The following is an 18,440-nucleotide window of genomic DNA, read 5'->3' as shown; positions in this document are numbered from 1 at the left end:
ATGTACGAACTTGCAAAAAAAGCCCTGGAACTTGCCGAAAAAGCCGGGGCTGAAGAAGCCGAAGTCTATTACGTTTCAAACCATTCAACAAGTGTAGATTTCAAAAAGGACGCTCTGGAAAGCGCAAAGGACCGCAGATCGGAAGGAATCGGCATCCGGGCCATCGTAAACGGGGCCGTGGGTTTTGCCAGCACGAACTCAGGCAAAGACCTTGAAAACACTATAAAAATTGCGATCTCCTCCGCAAAAATCCGGGAAAGCGACCCCGACTGGGTGGGCCTTCCCTCAAACGGGAAATACCCCGAGGTCTCAGGAGTTTTCGATAAAAGAATCGAGGCCATGGAACTTGAGGAATGCATCGGCTATGCCCTCGAACTTGTCGAAGGCACAAAAGAATACACCGGTGTCCTCCCGACCTCAGGCGGCTTTTCCCGCGCAAAAGGCAGGCACCTTATACTGAACACGAACGGAATAGAAGTCGAGGAAGAGTCAACCACAATTTCCGGATTCGTGGACGTGATCACGGTAGAAGGGGAGACTTCCACAGCCTACGATTATGACGTTTCCAGGAAGCTCGACATCGATTTCAGGACCATCGGGAAAAACGCCTCGGAACTGGCCCTTAAATCCCGAAATGGTATCAGTGTGGAACCCGGAAAAGCTGACGTTATCCTGCACCCCTTTGCTTTTTCGGACATCATAGAGTCCGCCTTTGCTCCTTCCCTTGACGCCGATAACGTCCAGAAAGGCCGGTCCGGCCTGATAGGGAAAATCGGGGAAGAACTCGCGGTCCCCGAACTTTCGATTTACGACGACGGCCTGATTGAAGGCGGAATCGAGACCTCGGCCTCGGATGACGAGGGTGTTCCCTCTCAGAGAAACACCGTACTTGAAAACGGGGTTTTGAAGACCTACCTCTACGACAGCTACACCGCCGGAAAAGCCGGGGTTAAAAGCACAGGAAACGCTTCAAGAGGGTCCTATACAGCTCCTCCGGCAGTCGGGCTCCGGAACTTTATAATTGATTTCCCGCAGTCAGACCTCCTCGAAGAAACCGTATCCGGCTTCTTCGTAAACACCGTTATAGGGGCCCATACCGCAAACTCGATTTCCGGGGACTTTTCGGTGGAAGCCAGAAACGCCTTTACCATTAAGGACGGGGCCCTTGACAGACCCATCAAGTCTCTCATGATCTCGGGCAACGTCTTTGAGCTTCTGAATAATATAACAGGAGCAGGCCGGGACGTCCGGAAAGTCGGAGGATTCATAACGCCTTCAATCCGGGTCTCGGACATGAGTGTAATAGGCTGAGGCTGAAGGCTGAGGCTGAATTGAAAATCGGAATTTTGATTCTGTTCAGGCCCAGCAAAGTTTAACAAAAATAAATCAGTGTAAAAAAGTAGCAGAAAGCCCCTGAGTTTTATCTCAGGGATAAAAATTCTGCGAATTCAAACTTTATTTGGGCTGGGCAGGATGTCTGTGTTCAGGTATCCAGGTTCCGATTCAATATAAAGTTGCCATTTTTTAGATGATTTTTATAGAGCCATTACTGTGATGATTTTTTGACTCATTCCAGCTTTTCTTTTTTATTTTCAGAATGTTTTCAGATGTTTCGTTCCTGACTATAGCTTTATTCGGGGATTTCTCCCCTAACCACAAGCACCGGGGTTTTCGAATGCCTGACCACGTTTTCAGCAACGCTTCCGAGCAGGAACCTATCGAGTCCGGTTTTCCCGAGTGACCCCATCACGATCATATCAACACCATCCTTTTCTGCAAATTCTACTATTTTTTCCGTGGGGTTTCCTTTAAGGATTACGGCTTCCACCTCAACCCCGGCAGCTTTAGCAGCATCTTCCACGAAACCCGTGGCGTTCTCAGCTTCGGATTGGAAGTGCTCCATGGAAGCCTTTTCCCAGCCAAAGTCCCTTGCGGAACGGGTCGTGGGGACGATTACATATACGGCATAGATTTTTGCCCCACTCATTATGGAAAGTTCGATTCCTTTTTCAACCGCTTTCTTGCAGAGTTCCGAACCGTCGGTTGCCACCATTATTTTTTTAAAAGTTGTCTCTCTCATATTGATCCCTCAATTCTATTTTTTTATTTTCTGAAACGTTTTCTGGCATAAGCCAACCCTTTCTTATGGGTGCGGACATGTAAACAAGTGTATATTTTCGCATATGGTACATGCCTTCCCCATATAGTACTATATTAATTATTATATATATGATTTATTAATAAAATACAAACAGATAACTATAAGGTATTTAAAGAGGAGGTGGTACTGAAATTGAGGGGCTGTAAAGATTTAAGCCTGTTTTCGCAAGCTTAACATTAAAATTTAATAATTATTTTCAGGATAACGTATTTCAAAACTCGTTTTAAAAATAACATCTGTATTCATGGTTAACATAGATCAGAAACCTTAGCAAGAAAGGGTTTTTTGATTTTCGTATCCTCTTACCGGCATTACAGCATATTATTATTATTATTATTATTATTATTATTATTATTTTTACAATAGACATAAGCGGACAAAATTTTCTAATTTTTGGGCCCGGCTTTCAGGCATCCTGATACAAAAAGGAGATTTATTCAGAGCACCCACAAAATATATATATATGTTTTTCAATTTGAGAATCCGGTGAATGGGTACATCCTGATCAAGCATACTTTCCAACGCCACAATCCAACATATTTAAACCTCCTCCAAATACCCATTCATCAGTATACTTTTTTTCTGTATTCTAATTTCAGCCCCCGGTTAATGCAAGTTTTTTTGTTACTGACCAACATTCAATAATTACCAAATCAGTCCGAATTTCTCTTTACAGTTTTCATATCTTCCCTTTTTTTTCAATATCGACCTCATATTTTCACCCCGAGATGCCCATCAGCAAAAGCAGGATAATGAACCTTATGAAGATGCTCATCCCGGTAGAGCAGGCAACAATCCGGAAGCCCATACGGGGTCCGAAAAGGGCCACTTTTCTGGGGAGCTGGCTTCTGAGAGCAAAAATGGGGAGCATGAACATGCTGCCGAGCATGAGAACTATCATTGCTTGCAGGTAAGAGATTTCCCCGGTGTGGATCATGGGGCCAAGGAGGGAAATTCCGAGGATAGGACTTGCGACGTAACTTGTCAGGGGGACGATGGACTCTGGGGGAATTTTAAAGATTCTGACCAGGGGGAGCACGCCGAAGATTTCAAAAGCTCCCTGATCCCTGAGGAAAAAAACAATGGTAGTTGCGATCAGATAGATTCCCGCAATTTTTAAAAAGATCCGGAACTCTTTTCTGAGAGCCTTTTCAACCGCTTTCCGGAAAGAAACTTTTTTTTTAGGCTGACTTTTAGGAGCCTCCTTGCAGGATTCTCCTTTCAGGAAAATTTTGCTTGCAAGCACCACGGCAGAGACCTTGAAGACGGCCGTAGCTATGAAGACCAGGGCGTAAAAGCCCCCAACAACCGGCCCGAGAGCCGGAAAGACTATGGGAAACTGGTATGTAAGAAGTTCTCTCACATAGACGGGGGTGCTGTTTAGGATGGCACAGAGCAGGATCTCCCTATCGTTCAGGCAGCCCTCCTTCTGGGATTTGACCAGCATACTGTTTGCAGCCACAGTGGAACCTATCGAGACCACAAAAGCCGAGGCGCAGGTCTCCGGCAGGTTCGTGTGGGCAAAGATCGGACTCGCAAACCTGGAAAACTTCTGCATAAGCCCGAGTTCCACAAGTATGCCTGTACCAACAAGCCCCAGAAAGATCATAAATAGGACAGGGAGGGCGAAATCCAGAACTCTGCTGAAAAGGTCAATCATCAAATCTTAACTCTACTGGCGTGGTATTTGAAAGCTGTGGCTGTTGAAAGGTCTTGAATAATTTAAATTAATTTGAAGGAGAATTGAAAAGGAATTCCTGGGAACTCCTGCTGGAAATATCCCGGCCTATTTTCTGTAGGCCGGATTTTTTCCTTTTCCTTTTCCCGGAATAAATGTCCGAAGCTCAGGCTTCTTCTTCTTCTTCTTCTTCTTTCTCCCCTTTTACAACAAGTACGGCCCTTTTAGAATTTCTGACGACCTTTTCCGCAACGCTTCCCAGGAGAAACTTTTGTATCCCGGTCTTTCCAAGCGTCCCCATAACCACCACATCGATATCGTTTTCCTCAGCAAACTTCACGATTTCCTCTGCAGGGTGTCCTTCAAGAATTATGGACTCCGTTTCCACTCCTGCGTTCATTCCGGCCCTTTCAACATAGTTCGCTGCCTCACCACCCTCGGTTTTGAGGTGCTCCTTCATCGCCTTTTCCCAGCCTGCGTCCCGTGGCGGGATGATGTGATACCCTCCTGCGGAAATCACATAAACGGCATAGAGTTTCGCGCCGCTCAGTCTGGCAATTTCAACCCCATATTCTATTGCTTTTTTACCGAGTACCGATCCGTCGGTTGCAATCATTATTTTCTTATAATTTGTGTTATCCATACCTGATTCCCCCTTTTCTTACGCCCCTGCACCAATCTTCCGGTGCAGACTTTTTGTTTCCGGCACTTGGCCTGAAATTCCGAACCCCTTTTTTGCCAGTACACCTCGTGCAATCCGGAAAACGAAAGAACATCATTATTAGAATATCATTATTAGTTTATATAATATATATTTCTTAAACTTTTATACATAACTGTACAAGAAATTTTAAAAGATGTTATATAATCCCAAAGCGGATAGATCCATGGAAGTTGCAAAACCTTTTCCGCATATCCCCTCTATCCTGTTTTTAGTTCCCAAATTTTAAGCGCATAATTCGGCATCAAGAGACATTTATGCGCCTAAAAATACGGAATACAGGCTAAAAATGGATGAAAGTGGAGATAAGAGAATAAAAAAATTACGTGGAGTTTTCATTAGATTCTGTAGTTTTATCCTCTTCAGGCACGTAGATAACTTGGCCGTTGGCCAGTTTATATGCGGTCCCAAGGGCTTCTCCCGTCCCCCCTCCGATGTTATCAGTCATATTCAGAACCTCGATTGGCCTTCCTTCTTCCTTGATAATAATCTTCATGTTCGGCTGTCCCGGATTTTTCACAATGGTGATGTCTTCGTTCGGGTTCAGGAGTTCGGGAAGGTTGTAGGACATGACGAGGGCAACCATCAAAGCCACAGAAAAGACCATCGCCACATCGAAAAGGTTGGCAACCCCAGTAAGGGGACTCTGGTCATCCTGGTCGGCTAGAAGGCCGGTTCGGTGGTAGTGTCGGGTTCGTTTCATTTTTTTCACCCCTTGTTCACTTACTTCATTTCCTTTACTTACTTCATTTCCTTTACTCACCTCACTCATTTTATTCAGCTCCGCCTGCAGCCAGGTTTTTGTCATCGAGGGAGTCCATGATATAATCGATATCCGACATATCTTCCCAGTACCATCTCCTCCGGACCTGGGTCAGGACGTAACTAATAGTACCCGCAAAGAGCCCTACAACCGTTGTGGCAAAGGCGATCATCAGGTTGTTTGCAAGGGTTGCAATGTCTCCCTGAGAAAGTCCGATCAGGGCAGGCCCAAGAGGAATAAGCGTTCCCATGAGCCCGAGCATGGGGGAAATGGTAGAGACGATCTTTGTCTGCTCAAGGCGCTTGGCCATTCTGATCTCGTATTCCTCGGCAAGTTTTTTGATTGCAGGGAAACGCCGGTCCTTGAGCTGCTTTGCGGCTTCCTCGGCAAAGGAGGTGACCAGGTAGTTTTGCTTTATTCCCCTGAGAGCTCCGGAAGCTTCCGAAAAATCGGAATTTTTGAGAGAATGCTCAATTTTTTTACAGTTTTCTTCCAGGTTGTTTTTATCTCTATGCCGTTTTGAGTATTCGGAGAGGAATTCCCCGATATGAATTAAAGAGAGAAGCACCAGCAGGAGGAGGGCTATTATCACCGGATAAAGCAAAGCGGAAGAAAAGGTATACATAATCTCAAAAAGGGGGCCTGCCAGACTCATTGTTTAAACCTCACTTGTCCTATCAAAAACCCACCGAGGATTATCATCGCAGTGAGTAAAAGAGGAATAATCTCTGTTCCGCCTCCCGTGAGAGGTACCAGGTTCAACTGCTTTGTTTTCATATACGCAGGGATGAGTAGAGCTCCAAGCAAATAGTAAATCCCAAGAAGCAGCATGGCGCTTCCTAGGGTTTCGGGGGTCTTGCCAAGTTTCCTGAAAGCAAAGGAAGAGCCCAGAACAGAGATGAAAAATACGGTTCCGACCAGCAGCCCGATCTTCAGACCACTCCACTCAAGGCTTGTTGCAAGCAACATGCAGCAAAAAGTAAGGGCTGCCAAACAGACCGGACAGGGCATGGATATCACCAGAAAGGTTTTTCTGGAAACATCATGCCCGCTGTGCCATTTCTTTTGAGTATAAATTCCAGCCCCAATTAAAAACAGAGATAAAAGCACATGGATGCTCATCCCCATGCCGGAAATTTGTTCAAAACTCTCCATGCTGAAGCGGCCTACAAAGCTTCCGATCAGCACGGAAAGGATAAAATAACTGCTTGCAATTGCAAGAATTTCCCACTTTTTCACATTGGAAAAGCCGCATCCGACTCCTGTTTTAATCCCAAAGACCAAAATTGCCATTAGGATTCCTATTACGGTTAGTGAAGTTTGATTCATAATATACCAACTATTTATAATAATTTATAATTCTGAAATTTATATTTAATGGTGGGTGTGAAGGAGTGGGTGTGAATTATTCACATGAACCGGCAAAGTTTCTTCTCCATCACGCTTTTTTTAGATCATTTTTACATTTCTTTCAAATCATTCAAATCTTTTTCTTTTTATAGCCTACAAAAATTGCTCCTACAAGCAATAGTATGAAGGCCAGTCCTGTAACGTCAGAGGAAGAAAATGAAACGCTTCCAGCTTCATCCTCGGATTTATCACTTGCCTCCTTTGAAAGCTCATAACCTTCCACATAGTTTGCCTCGGGAACAGACTCTGGCTGCATCTCTGGCTGAGGGTCCTTTTCGAGATCCGTGCCGTAGCCCCCTTCTGCAAATGTACTCTGGTTGGACTTGCTGTTTACTGGGTTTTGTATCTCCTCTACGGGCACAACCCGAACGCTGCCTGTGCTGTGACTGCTCTGGCTTTTCGATGGACTGTCCGTATCAGGATTTGTTTCAGATTTCTTTCCGGTAGCCTTATTCATCAACTCTCCATACTTGGTTTCAGTTTTCTTGCTTACAACCCCAGGAATTGACATCATGCCCTTCACATATCCATCAAGCCCAGGATTTCCGCAGGTGTGGTGGCAACAGGTTACCCCATATTCTTCCACGGATTCGGCGTATTCCCTGACAAGGTTCTGAACAACCTCATCCGAGGCATCCCAATAGCCTTTTCTGATGCATTCAAGCATACGGGCAGTAGTTGCCTGGTAGGCGTACGGGTTGTTTGCGTTAAAGGCATCCTTTATGCCCACCTTCTGTTTATCGAGGACAAGGGTTTCGTACAGGTCGTTCCACATATAATCGCTTACAAGCTCCTGGTTAGTGACCTGCCAGCCGCAGAGGTTCTCCGCAATCTCAGCGATCTCTTTCATGCCTGAGTACCCGGAGTCTATCATCCCCTGCAGATAAAGGGAGTTTTCAGCCCTGCTTTTCAGTTCCCTGGCTAGGAAGACATCCAGGCCTTCCACCTTTGGCTCTCCCCGCAGGTTTATTACCTTGATATCTGGAATGTCTCCTGAAACTGTCTGAACTGCGGCCGAAAGTCCCCCAACGTACTGGAAGAAGTCATCATTATCAAGCACTCCGTAGAGGCTGGAAGAGCGGCTGTTAAAAACGATTTCCGTGCCGTCGAGGTTTTCCCTGAAAAGGGACTCGTAGTTTCCAAGGTACTGCACAGAGCCTTCACTGTCGGTTGTGTACAGGTTTGCCATCCTGAAAATGTAAAGGCCCCCTATAGCCCCGGTAGCGTTTTCAGAATCCCATTCGGTTCCTCCAGCCCCGATTTCTTTCTCTATGCCCACCCCGTAGCCTCCAGGAGGTGGGGCAAAGATCCTGAGTGAGGCGAGTTCTTCCGCAAGCTCGTCGAAACTTCCTTCAAATTTGGGATTTGCTGCCATGTAGGTATCGAGAATTTCCTGTTGTTCTTCAGGGGTCAGGGTAAGGAGAGCATCTCTGATAGCCAGGGTGTGTTTTTGAACGTAATTATCCGCAGGGTTCTCTTCAAGCCCGGAAATTGTATGCGTGGCAGTATCAAGCAGCCTTAGCTGGTATTGAAGGGTATCCCTGTAAAGCCCTGAAGTGGTGATTACGACATCCACTCGGGGGCGGGAAATTACCGTGCCGTTAGGAAGGGTTAAGGTCAGGTTTTCCAGGGAGGTTACACCTATCCTGTCATTGTACACCTTGCTAAAAGCCCCATAGGAATAGTAAAACTCAGGCTCCGCACCCATCAGCCGCAGGACCATTGCTTCCATTACCCCATTATGACGAAGCGTCTCAACTGACCACAGGCTCACAGCGACTTTTTCCGGAAATTTCCCGTACTCGGAATAGTGCTGCAGCAGCATCTCGTCTGCCATTTCTTTTCCAATTTCCCAGGTTTCAGGGTTCGGAACTTTCTTTGACTCAATTCCGTAATAGTTCCTGCCTGTGGGCAGCACGTTCGGATTATTTACAGGATCTCCCTGTTCACTCGGGAGGATATACCCACCGTCAAGGGCGTGTACTAAGGACGTAAGTTCTCCGGAGGCGTTTAGCAGGAAAAGAGTCCGGTTTGCAGTCTCAAAAGTTTCGTTAAGGGCATCGAGTTCTTCCGAACTCATGCTGCGGTTTAAGTGTGCTTCGACAGCATCTGCAAAAGGCCGGTTTTCGGAGCTGCAGTTTTCAATGGAGAGAGCAAGCCAATGGCTTAGGTTTTCGGCATCGGAATGAATTTCAAGGGACTCAATTCCCCCTGCAAGCACGGTATCCCTATCATACTCCAGCAGAGTGCAGGAAGTGTTCAGGAGCAGATCTCCATGCATGGTCTCAAGGAACATCGAGGCTTTTTCCCCCTCAGGACTCTGGCCGAAGGTATGGGTCCCGTAAGGAATCGTCTCGGCACTTATTTCTTCCAGGTATTCGACAATCTCGTCAAGGGTCTCTTCGAAGTTTTCATCATTTACCGTAAGCCCGAGGTCCTCATCAACGGTACTGTTATTGAGATGCTCGATGACCGCGTCTTTTGTCTCGTTCATGCCGGCTATATACCCGCTCTGTTTGTATTCCTGATAATTCATAAGGTGATTTTTCAGCTCGGTCAGATCCCCGTAAACCCCGCTCTTTGCAATCGGGGGGGTCAGGTGGCTGATCAAAGTCGCGTAGCCCCGGCGTTTTGCCTGGATGCCTTCTCCACCCCCATCCACGATATATGGATAAATATTGGGGATGTCTCCAAGCAGCAGGTCCGGATAGTTCGTGGCGTTCAGGCAGACCATTTTACCGGGTAGCCATTCCTGAGTCCCATGCCTGCCTACATGCACAACGGCGTCAGCCCCGAACCCTCCGGCTTCCGGCGGGTGCTGGAGCCAGAGATAAAAGGCCATGTACTGGTGAGGAGGGGCAATGTTCAGGTCGTGGTAAAGCCTCTCGGTATCTTCTTCCCAGCCCCTTGCAGGTTCAGGGGTCAGGATTATGTTGCCGTTTTTAATTATGGGGATGACTATCCAGTCTTTTCCTTCCCGGTTTATAACCATCAGGTCTCCAGGAGAGGGGCCCCAGGTGTTCATAACCTCGGTCCGGATACTTTCAGGAAGTTCATTGAACCAGGCTTCGTACACGTCAGCATCCAGCAGGACTATAGAGTCGTCTTCAAGTCCTGCTTCCACAAGAGCGTCCAGTTCTCCAGGAGCCCAACCCCCGATGTTTCTGCCTTCCTTTAGGATCACTTCCTGTAGTTCCTTAGAAGTCATGTTCTGCACACTGTATCCTGCATCCTTGAGCGAGTCCAGCATGAGCTCCAAGGAATCAAAAAGGTTCAGGTAGCTTGCTCCCACATCCTGTTTTCCTGGAGGGTGGTTAAAGTAAATGATGGCTATTTTTTTGTCATCTTCCGGAGTGTGTCGCAGGTCCGCATAGGCTTTTGCCTGTCCGAGCAGACGGTCCACCCTGTCCGGGATGGGATAGCGGAAGTAATCTTCTTCGGTAAACTGGGCTTCAACCGGAATCGGACAGATCACCCCATCAATTTCGGGCTGGTCAAGTTTCCAGGTGATTGCAGCCCCGTTTATTCCATAGGGGTTTTTCTCCCATACCTCATAGGTCTGGTAGGAAAGGCTCACTGCTTTGAGGACCGGAACGTCACTCTGGTTCAGCACCTTCTGCTTATCCGTGGCCCCAAAGAAAAGGAAACTGATAATTGAGTCAACCTGTCTGCTCTCGTTGGAGTTATCGTAGAAACGGTTGATAGGGTCGTCCCAAGGCACGTAACTTGCCACAACGTTGTAACCGTCGGCTTCAAGCTGCCGAATCATGGCGTCTTCTGTATGAAGTTTTCCTTCTTGGTAGTCCCGATAGTACATGGCAATCCCGATCCACTTATTCGAGGAGGAATTGTGTCCGCTTGCTCTGTACCATTCGTTGTATTCCTCCCGGCTTAAGAAAATGTGCTCGAAACTGTCGTTGTTGTAGGTGTAGGCCGGGGCGTCCGGGTGATATATGGCGGCCGGAGGGACTGTCATTGTGAATTTTACGAACGGCTCGAGGTCTTCCCGGGAACCGGTTTCATGTGCAATATAAATAAACATCCGGACCAGGTTTTCCGGAAGTACTGTTCTCCAGTACCCGGGAGTTTTTGAACTTTTGCTGAAGAGTTTTGCAGTTACGTTTCCCCCGTCATCGATATTCTGGGAGTACCAGTTTTGAGAAGAAAAACCTCCTACTCCCAGGAGCTTTATGTCTCTGTCTCCGGCAGTTTCAATCTGCTCCCGGTACAATTCGTACTGGGCATCAGCCACATATTCAAAGATAATATCTCCATCCCAGGCCTCGATTTCCGCATTCACAAACTTTGCTTGGGAAGGATCTCTTGCAACCTTTCCTATTGCTGTAAGGTTTGCAAACCGGCAGTCTATCCCGTATTCCGTAAGTTCCTCCCTGACGTTTTCAATAGTATTTGAGTTCGGGAGTACAACCAGTAAAATAGAAGTCCTTTCAGGTTCCCGTACCATCGGGATAAGGTCTGTCCTGCCGTCAAGTTCCACTGCGGCATAGACCAAAAGGTTTTTGAGGTTTTTAGCCGTCCGGGTCCAGTACAGGCTTGTGTTTTCCTGTACGGGTTCTGGCACATTTGAGAGCCCGGAGGATTCATTGGTCAGGGTGATTCGCTGGCCTGTGATATTGTCACTGTCAATTGCATTTTTAAGATATGTCAGGTTTTCGTCACCATGGATGTCGATCAAAAGGATTTCCGCATCAATTGACTTTACTTCCAGAGGAAAGCGATATGTGCTGACATTTATCAGGTGAGTTGAGTTATTTACCAGAGAATAAGGGGTTTCCGAGTCTGTAAGGTAGGCAAAATGGCTGGTGTCAGGGTTTTCGCTGCCCATGCTTTTTAGGTCATCTGCTCCGTTATCTGCTGCAAATGCCGTAGCAGCAGTATTGATAATAAGCAGGAAAATCAGGAGTGCTGAAAGGGTTCGGTCACTTTGATGAATCTTACTCAGTATTTTTGAACTTTTCTGTGACAGTCCTTCAGAAGGTTCTGGTTTTTGGAGGAGTCTAGGGAGTCCTTTATTGTTTTTTTGTGGTAATATCTTTTTTATATAATTTTCATGGTTCATAATAAAAAACCCCTATTTAAAATTATTATATCACACATTAACAGACGTATATTCTAATTAGTATTAAATATTTCTAAAAAAGTATGATTTTGTTATATTATTTAATATAAAAGTAATATATAATAAGAACAATTATAAAAAAAGTATCTTATTATTTAAAACCTGGTTTTAACATACATTTCGACCCTCTCTTCAAAATAGAACATGATTTTTTTATTTGCAATGTTAGTTACGGTTTACATTTCGACCCCCTTTCAAAAATAAGGTAATTTTTGCAATAACTGGACACACTTATTTAATCTGTAGTGGACACAAGCTCAAAAAAATCAATGATTTTTGGCAGAATCCTACAATTCTCCAAAAACTCCGGGTGAGATCCATAAAAAATTCCGCTAAGTTGGCATATTTTTCAGCGAGATCTCATGGAAGGTCGAATAATTAATTCAGAAGATAGGGCAAAATGAGGACTTAACTGTGAAAATAAAAAGAATAAGTCATTTTTTTGGGGAGGGGGGCGAAATGCAAAATATAGTATATTGTTAGAAAGATGTTATTTAAAGAAGAACTTTGACAAAAAAGATATGTTTGATGACATGAACAACATTATAAAAAAATAAATTATGTTTTATTTTGAAGGGGGGTCGAAATGTATGCTATAATCTGAAGTTTCAGGGAGTTCACACCTCGCCTGTAAAAAAGTGGGGGGCAGGCTGCTCACCCCGTTTATTGTTTTTCAAAATATCAAAATTTACGGGTCCGAAAAACCGTACTTGCTTCCCGTTCCCGCAAAAGGGCCCGCCTGCAAGAAGGACAGAGCTCTTTCCAGGCAGATTCCGAGCAGGCATATTCCTGGGTGGAAATTTCAGTTTCTATTGCTCTCAGGACCCTTGCCAATTCTTTTTCAGTCGCAAAAGGCCTCCCGCATTTTCCACAGGCAGCAAGTTCAAAACTTAATTCGATACTCCCGGATATGGTCCCATCTACCTGTTTATCTGAATCTTCCTGAGCCCGGATAAGCCTGATTGCGTCCTCAGGACAGACTGAAACGCAGAACTCACAATCCATGCAACAACTTACCGGAAAAACGATGGTCCTCTGTCCTCCGTCGTCCGAAAGGCGAATAAACCCGTCCGGACAGCTTGAAGCACAGGCCCTACAACCAATACACTTTTCGGAATCGATTTTCAGGTACCAGGGGTTTTCAACCATTTTTTCGTTCATCTTCTGGCCCCCTGCCCTGTAAGGAAAGGACTTAAGAGGGCCTCAAGCAGTTTTTTCCCTTTCTCCTGCCTGATATTCTCTCCGAAGCTCTCACAGTCGGTATAAACCAGGGCCCCGGAAGGACAGGTCGCCACACAGACCGGCGTTTCTTTTCCGGGACAGAGCTCACAACGCACCACAGGCCCTGAGAAGAAGGGGGAGCTATTGGTTATAGTGGGGGTTATCTCCGGCCCTCCTCCCGTTTTCTTCAGCTCGATTGCCCCGAAGGGACAGGCCAGCGTACACAGCCCGCAGCCGGTACAGAGTCCGGAATCAAAGTCCAGCTCCCCGTCAACGCTTAACAGGGCTTTTTCAGGACAGACCAGCGCACATAAGGGAGTCTCGCACTGGCGGCAGGAAACGGGAACTCCTACCCCGGCCCCTGTCCTGTCCAAAACAGTCTCCACCCTGACCCGGGCGGCTCCATACTCCCGCTCACAGGCCAGCTCACAGGCCTTACAGGCAATACAGCGGAAAAGGTCTACATATACGGCTTTTGTCATTTTCATCCCCTCCTTATCCGGCAGGCTGAGACCTTGAAGCCGGGAATCTTCGATTCCCTGTCCAGAGTATCCGCAGTCAGCAGGTTCGTGCCCGGGAAATGGAAAGGCATGAAAATCATGCCCCGGTTTACCCTCCGGGTCAGCCTGGCCTTTGCTTCCGTCCGGCCCCTCGGGGTCTCAACCACAACATTAGTCCCGTCCACGATATCAAGCTCCTCCGCATCTTCAGGGTTAAGTTCCACGTAGAGTTCAGGCTCCCTCTCAAGCAGCGCCTTGCTCCGCCTGCTCATGGAACCCGCATTGTAGTGGAGCCCTGTCCTGCCTGTACTCAGGAGGAGGGGATAGTCCGGATCCGGAGCCGGGTTCGGAGACCCCAGCGGGCCCCCTCCGGCAGACTCCCTGAATTCCACAGGAACGAAAGCTGCAAGCCCGTCCGGGGTCGGGAAAGTTTCCGTGTGGAGGACCAGAGTCCCGGGGTGCAGGACGTCAGGACAGGGCCAGGTAAGCCCGTGTCCCTCTTTTAACCTCTCTTTACTCAGGCCCCCGTAAGCCGGGACCGTGCAAGCTATTTCGGCAAGCACGTCCTCTGCCCCTCCATAGACAAAGTCCAGCCCGAGCCGGTTTGCAAGCTCAATGAGAATCTCAAGGTCAGGCTTTGCTTCCCCTGGCGGAGCAAGTACCCTGTCAATCCACTGGACCCGCCGTTCTGTCGAGGTGAAACTTCCGGCCTTTTCAGCCCAGGCCGCGGCAGGGAGGACAAGGTCCGCGTGTTTTGCGGAATCTGTCAGGAATATATCCTGCACCACCAGAAAGTCCAGGGTCCCAAAGGCCTCCTTCAACCTTGAGGAGTTAGGAGTGGAGTTGACAGGGTCCCTTCCTATAATATAGGCAAATTTCAGAGAGCCTGCAAAACTCGCGTCCACCATTTCGCTTGCAGCAAGGCCTTTTTTTTCAGGCAGCTTTTCCAGCCCCCAGGCCTTTTTCAGCCATTCCGTGGCTCCGGCCCCGTGAGTTTGCACGTACCCGGGGAAAAATTCGGAAAGGGCCCCCATGTCGCAGGCCCCCTGCACGTTGTTCTGGCCCCGCAGGGGAAGGATTCCGCAGCCCTTTTTCCCCATGTGCCCGCAGAGGAGAGCCAGGTCGGCACAGGCGACCACGTTGTCCGTACCTGAAACGTGCTGGGTAATTCCCATGGAATAGACGACGGTGGCCGTTTTGGCCTTTGCAAAGACCCTGGCGGCTTTTATAATGTCTCCTGCCGGCACTCCCGTTATCCGGGAAACGGTTTCCGGGGTGTATTTTTTCAGGGATTTTTCAAGGGCCTCGATTCCGGTCGTCCGTTCCCGGATAAACTTTCTGTCCTCAAGCCCCTCAGCCAGGATTACCTGCATAAGCCCGTTTAAGAGGGTAACGTCAGTCCCCGGTCTGAGCCGAAGAGTCAGGTCCGAAAGCCAGGCCGAAGGCGTCAGGCGGGGGTCGGCCACGATTAGCGAACCCCCCCGGTCTTTGGCCTGGAGGACCCTACGGGTGACAGGAGGATGGTTTTCCGCAAAATTAGACCCAATAACAAAGATACATTCCGAATGGGCCAGGTCCGAAAGCGGGTTTGTCATGGCCCCCGCACCCAGGGTTTTTCCAAGGCCCGTAATGGTCGAGGCGTGGCAGAACCTTGCGCAGTTGTCCACGTTATTGGTCCCCAGCATACGGGCGATTTTCTGGAGGAGGTAGTTTTCCTCGTTGCTGCATTTGGCAGAGCCGAGAAAAGCCAGGGCCTCAGGCCCGGCCTGGCTCCATACCTCTCTGATTTTATCGGCCAGAAGGTCGAGGGCCTCGTCCCAGCTCAGTTTTTCCCAGCCGTTTTCGCTTTTCCTGAGGGGATGGGTTAGCCGGTCCGGGTGCGTCAGGACTTCAAGGGCCGAGTTTCCTTTCGAGCAAAGGGCTCCCTCGTTTACCGGATGTTCGGGCATATAGCGAATACCCACGGGTTTTCCTTTTTCAAGCTCAATGTAAAACCCACAGCCAACGCTGCAGTAGGGGCAGATGCTCGGGTGCAGGGATCTTTCTTCCATATCTTTCCTCCGGGGTACTATTTCCAGTACTGCGATTCCAAATTATTGAAATAAATCCGGACTTTGAAATCGACATAAAGGTAAACGCAAAGAAGCACAGATGGACACCAATGATCATAAATGGACATGAATGGACACGGATTCATGTCATCCGTGTTTATCTGTGTCCATCCGTGGTTTATTCTTAGACTTTGAAATCTATGCACTGTACCTGAGTACCGAAATTACCGCAATTTAGCGGGCTTTTCCGGCCCCCGTCTGCATCCCTCTCGCCATTTTCAGGGCAACTTCGGCCCGCTTGATTCCTGAGAACTCTTCCACCTCGGCAAAGACCAGGGCCTTTGTCGGGCAGGCCTCCACACAGGCAGGGACTTCCCGGTCAGGGCAGAGGTCGCATTTTATAGCCACTCTTGCTTCCTTTTCTTTTCCTATAACCCCGTAGTTGCAGACCATGGAACAGGCCCAGCAGCCTATGCAGATATCAGGGTTATGGGTAACCTTCCGGGTAAGTTCGTCCCGGCTGATTGCGCCTGTCGGGCAGACGGTCGTACAGGGCGCATCTTCGCAGTGGCGGCAGGTAATAGGGACCGGAACCCCAAATTCGGGGATGTACTCGACGTAGATCCTCTTTCTGGGAACCGGTTTTTCCCCGATTGCCGAAAAAAGTTCTTTGCTTTTCGAATGCTCAACCGCGCAGGCAATTTCACAGGAACGGCAGCCCATGCAAAGTTCCGACCGGATCATTACTTCTTTCATAAAGACTCAACTCCCGGATCACTCAAGCCCCAGGGCTTTCCTTTTGGCTTCGATATGCGAAAGCATGAGCTCCGCGGCTTTAAAGGGATCGGGCTCAACTGCGAAAGTAGCTCCCACAACCCCTTCCAGGCCTGCTGTCAACAGACTGGTCACAGCCGCACTTCCGAGGACGGGAGGAACTGTGCCCAGTACGGTGTAAACCCCTGAGGAGACCACGTAAGTCCCGATACTTACCGCTTTTTCACTCATCCATTCCGGAGCGGCTCCCGCTGCTGGCAGATCACTGATGTCCACACCAAGCGCCTTTGCAAGGGCCGCCGCAAGCACCAGGATACGACTGATGTCCACGCAGGAGCCCATGTGCAGGACCGGGGGAATTCCCAGGGCTTCGCAAACTCCTTTAAGTCCGGGGCCCGCAAGTTCGGCAGCTTCCCGGGTAAGGAGCCCGGCTTCCGCGCAGGCTATGGCGTTGCAGCCTGTGGTGACCACAAGCACATCGTTTTTAATAAGTTCTTCAACAAGCCTGACGTGGCCGTAGTTGTGCTTGACCTTGACGTTGTTACAGCCCACAACAGCCCCTATACCTTTGACAGCTCCGCTTTTGATGGCGTCAAGCAGAGGTTCCGGGGTCCCGCCAAGGGCTCCAAGGATGGCTTCCGCACTGAAACCCACCATACATTTCTGTTTCTCGGCTGGGATGATTACTTTTGCGGGGTTCCGGTTCGGATAGTTTTCAACGGCTGTCCGCACAATTTTCTTTGCGATCTCGTAGGCTTCTTCTTCATGGAACTCCATTCTGATGGTTCCGGGGAACTCTGCCTTCGGGGAGGTGGATATGAATTTCGTGTGGAAGCAGCTCGTAAGCTGGCCAAGGGCCGGCATGATGCACTGCACGTCAACAACCATGGCCTCGACTGCCCCCGTGATTACGACAAGTTCCTGCTGGAGGAAGTTTCCTGCGGTGGGAATTCCGTGGCGCATGAGAGTTTCGTTTCCGGTACAGCACATGCCTGCGATATTGATGCCCTTTGCTCCCACTTCTTTCGTGAGTTTCAGAATTTCTGGGTCCTCAGCAGCCTCGACAATCATTTCCGAAAGGATTGATTCGTGCCCGTGGATAACGAGGTTTACCTTATCTTCCGAAAGGACACCGAGGTTCACGCTGGCTGTAATCGGTTTAGGAGTTCCGAAAAGCACGTCCTGGACGTCCGTTGCGATCATGGACCCGCCCCAGCCGTCCGAAAGGCTTGTACGGAGCCCGTGAAGGAGGATGTGGGTAGCGTCGTTGTCAACCCCTATGTGGGTCCTGTGCATGCATTCCACGATTTCCCGGTCAACGCCTCTGGGATCAATCCCGACTTTCTGCCAGAGTTTCACCCGGGCTTCGGGGGCCCTTCGGGTAAAGCAGATCGGTCCGTCCTGCTTTCCGAATTCAGCTATAAGGGCATCCGCAAGTTCGGAGGCCACTTCTCCTTTTTCCCGGCCTTCCGTAGGGATGCCGTATTCTGCGGCAAGAGCGTTCATTTTAACTTCGTCTTTTATGCTGTAGCTCCCGGTTTTTCCTTCGCACATGCGCTTGAAAGTCAGGACAGCGTCCCTGGCATGGTCGGAGTGGGCGGCAGCTCCCGCAGCGATCATCCTGAGGAGGTTCCGGGCAACGATAATGTCGGCCGTGGCCCCGCAGACTCCTTTTTGGGCTCCTTCTCCGAAGGGGTCTATTCTGCATGGGCCCATGTTACAGTTACGACAACAGATCCCGAGCTGTCCGAAACTACACTGGGGGAGCTGTTTCTCATAGCGGTCCCAGGCAGTTTCAATGCCTGCGCTTTTGGCTTCCCGGAGCATGGTTTGGGAAGCTCTGTCAATACTTCTGTCTAATGGATCCTGGTTCATTTCCGATATTTCCTTGAGTTTTAATTTTCGATTTAATTTTAAGGTTAGACAAAAAAAAGTCCGACAAGACGAAATTTTTAAAGTATCTATAATAACTTATAATAATGGAGCCCTTTATTACAGATAAACTTTTTGAAAAAAAAACG

13 protein-coding genes are annotated in these 18,440 nt (G+C 48.4%); 1 reads left to right on the top strand and 12 read right to left on the bottom strand.

Features of this window, described 5'->3' with window-relative positions:
* Nucleotides 1-1,311, top strand: a complete 1,311-nt coding sequence (locus ACZ5QV_RS01260; RefSeq protein ID WP_464600868.1) for a TldD/PmbA family protein — start codon at nucleotides 1-3, stop codon at nucleotides 1,309-1,311.
* Nucleotides 1,312-1,630: 319 nt separating this feature from the next.
* On the opposite strand, the gene ACZ5QV_RS01255 is transcribed toward ACZ5QV_RS01260, so the two are convergent.
* The 12 genes from ACZ5QV_RS01255 to cooS all read right to left on the bottom strand — a co-directional run bounded on the left by ACZ5QV_RS01255 (nucleotide 1,631) and on the right by cooS (nucleotide 18,294).
* Nucleotides 1,631-2,080, bottom strand: coding sequence for a universal stress protein (locus ACZ5QV_RS01255; RefSeq protein ID WP_464600867.1), 450 nt, complete (start codon nucleotides 2,078-2,080; stop codon nucleotides 1,631-1,633).
* A gap of 799 nt (nucleotides 2,081-2,879) precedes the next feature.
* Entirely contained in the window at nucleotides 2,880-3,821 is a 942-nt protein-coding gene (locus tag ACZ5QV_RS01250; protein WP_464600866.1) for a nucleoside recognition domain-containing protein, read from the bottom strand.
* 184 nt (nucleotides 3,822-4,005) lie between these two features.
* Nucleotides 4,006-4,482, bottom strand: a complete 477-nt coding sequence (locus ACZ5QV_RS01245) for a universal stress protein (RefSeq protein ID WP_464600865.1) — start codon at nucleotides 4,480-4,482, stop codon at nucleotides 4,006-4,008.
* 400 nt (nucleotides 4,483-4,882) lie between these two features.
* Nucleotides 4,883-5,263, bottom strand: a complete 381-nt coding sequence (locus ACZ5QV_RS01240) for a DUF2149 domain-containing protein (RefSeq protein ID WP_464602138.1) — start codon at nucleotides 5,261-5,263, stop codon at nucleotides 4,883-4,885.
* Between the two features lie 70 nt (nucleotides 5,264-5,333).
* Nucleotides 5,334-5,978 carry a MotA/TolQ/ExbB proton channel family protein gene (locus ACZ5QV_RS01235; protein WP_464600864.1) on the bottom strand — a complete coding sequence of 215 codons (645 nt, stop codon included), beginning with the start codon at nucleotides 5,976-5,978 and terminating at the stop codon, nucleotides 5,334-5,336.
* Nucleotides 5,975-6,652, bottom strand: a complete 678-nt coding sequence (locus ACZ5QV_RS01230; protein ID WP_464600863.1) for a DUF2162 domain-containing protein — start codon at nucleotides 6,650-6,652, stop codon at nucleotides 5,975-5,977. Before ACZ5QV_RS01230 ends, ACZ5QV_RS01235 begins: the two co-directional genes overlap by 4 nt.
* Nucleotides 6,653-6,803: 151 nt before the next feature.
* Nucleotides 6,804-11,579 carry a cobaltochelatase subunit CobN gene (locus ACZ5QV_RS01225; RefSeq protein WP_464600862.1) on the bottom strand — a complete coding sequence of 1,592 codons (4,776 nt, stop codon included), beginning with the start codon at nucleotides 11,577-11,579 and terminating at the stop codon, nucleotides 6,804-6,806.
* Between the two features lie 975 nt (nucleotides 11,580-12,554).
* Nucleotides 12,555-13,034: a 4Fe-4S dicluster domain-containing protein gene (locus tag ACZ5QV_RS01220; RefSeq protein WP_464600861.1), complete on the bottom strand. Its 480-nt coding sequence runs from the start codon at nucleotides 13,032-13,034 to the stop codon at nucleotides 12,555-12,557.
* Entirely contained in the window at nucleotides 13,031-13,576 is a 546-nt protein-coding gene (locus ACZ5QV_RS01215; RefSeq protein ID WP_464600860.1) for a 4Fe-4S dicluster domain-containing protein, read from the bottom strand. Before ACZ5QV_RS01215 ends, ACZ5QV_RS01220 begins: the two co-directional genes overlap by 4 nt.
* A 2-nt stretch (nucleotides 13,577-13,578) precedes the next feature.
* On the bottom strand, nucleotides 13,579-15,645 hold the full coding sequence (gene fdhF, locus ACZ5QV_RS01210) for a formate dehydrogenase subunit alpha (protein ID WP_464600859.1): 2,067 nt from the start codon (nucleotides 15,643-15,645) through the stop codon (nucleotides 13,579-13,581).
* Nucleotides 15,646-15,879: 234 nt separating this feature from the next.
* Nucleotides 15,880-16,401, bottom strand: coding sequence for a 4Fe-4S dicluster domain-containing protein (locus ACZ5QV_RS01205; protein ID WP_464600858.1), 522 nt, complete (start codon nucleotides 16,399-16,401; stop codon nucleotides 15,880-15,882).
* 18 nt (nucleotides 16,402-16,419) lie between these two features.
* Complete coding sequence (cooS, locus tag ACZ5QV_RS01200; protein WP_464600857.1) at nucleotides 16,420-18,294, bottom strand: anaerobic carbon-monoxide dehydrogenase catalytic subunit; 1,875 nt, start codon at nucleotides 18,292-18,294, stop codon at nucleotides 16,420-16,422.
* Between the last annotated feature and the right edge of the window lie 146 nt (nucleotides 18,295-18,440).

The sequence above is a fragment of the Methanosarcina baltica genome (genome assembly GCF_055394095.1).
This window is presented reverse-complemented; position numbering and strand designations above follow the sequence as displayed.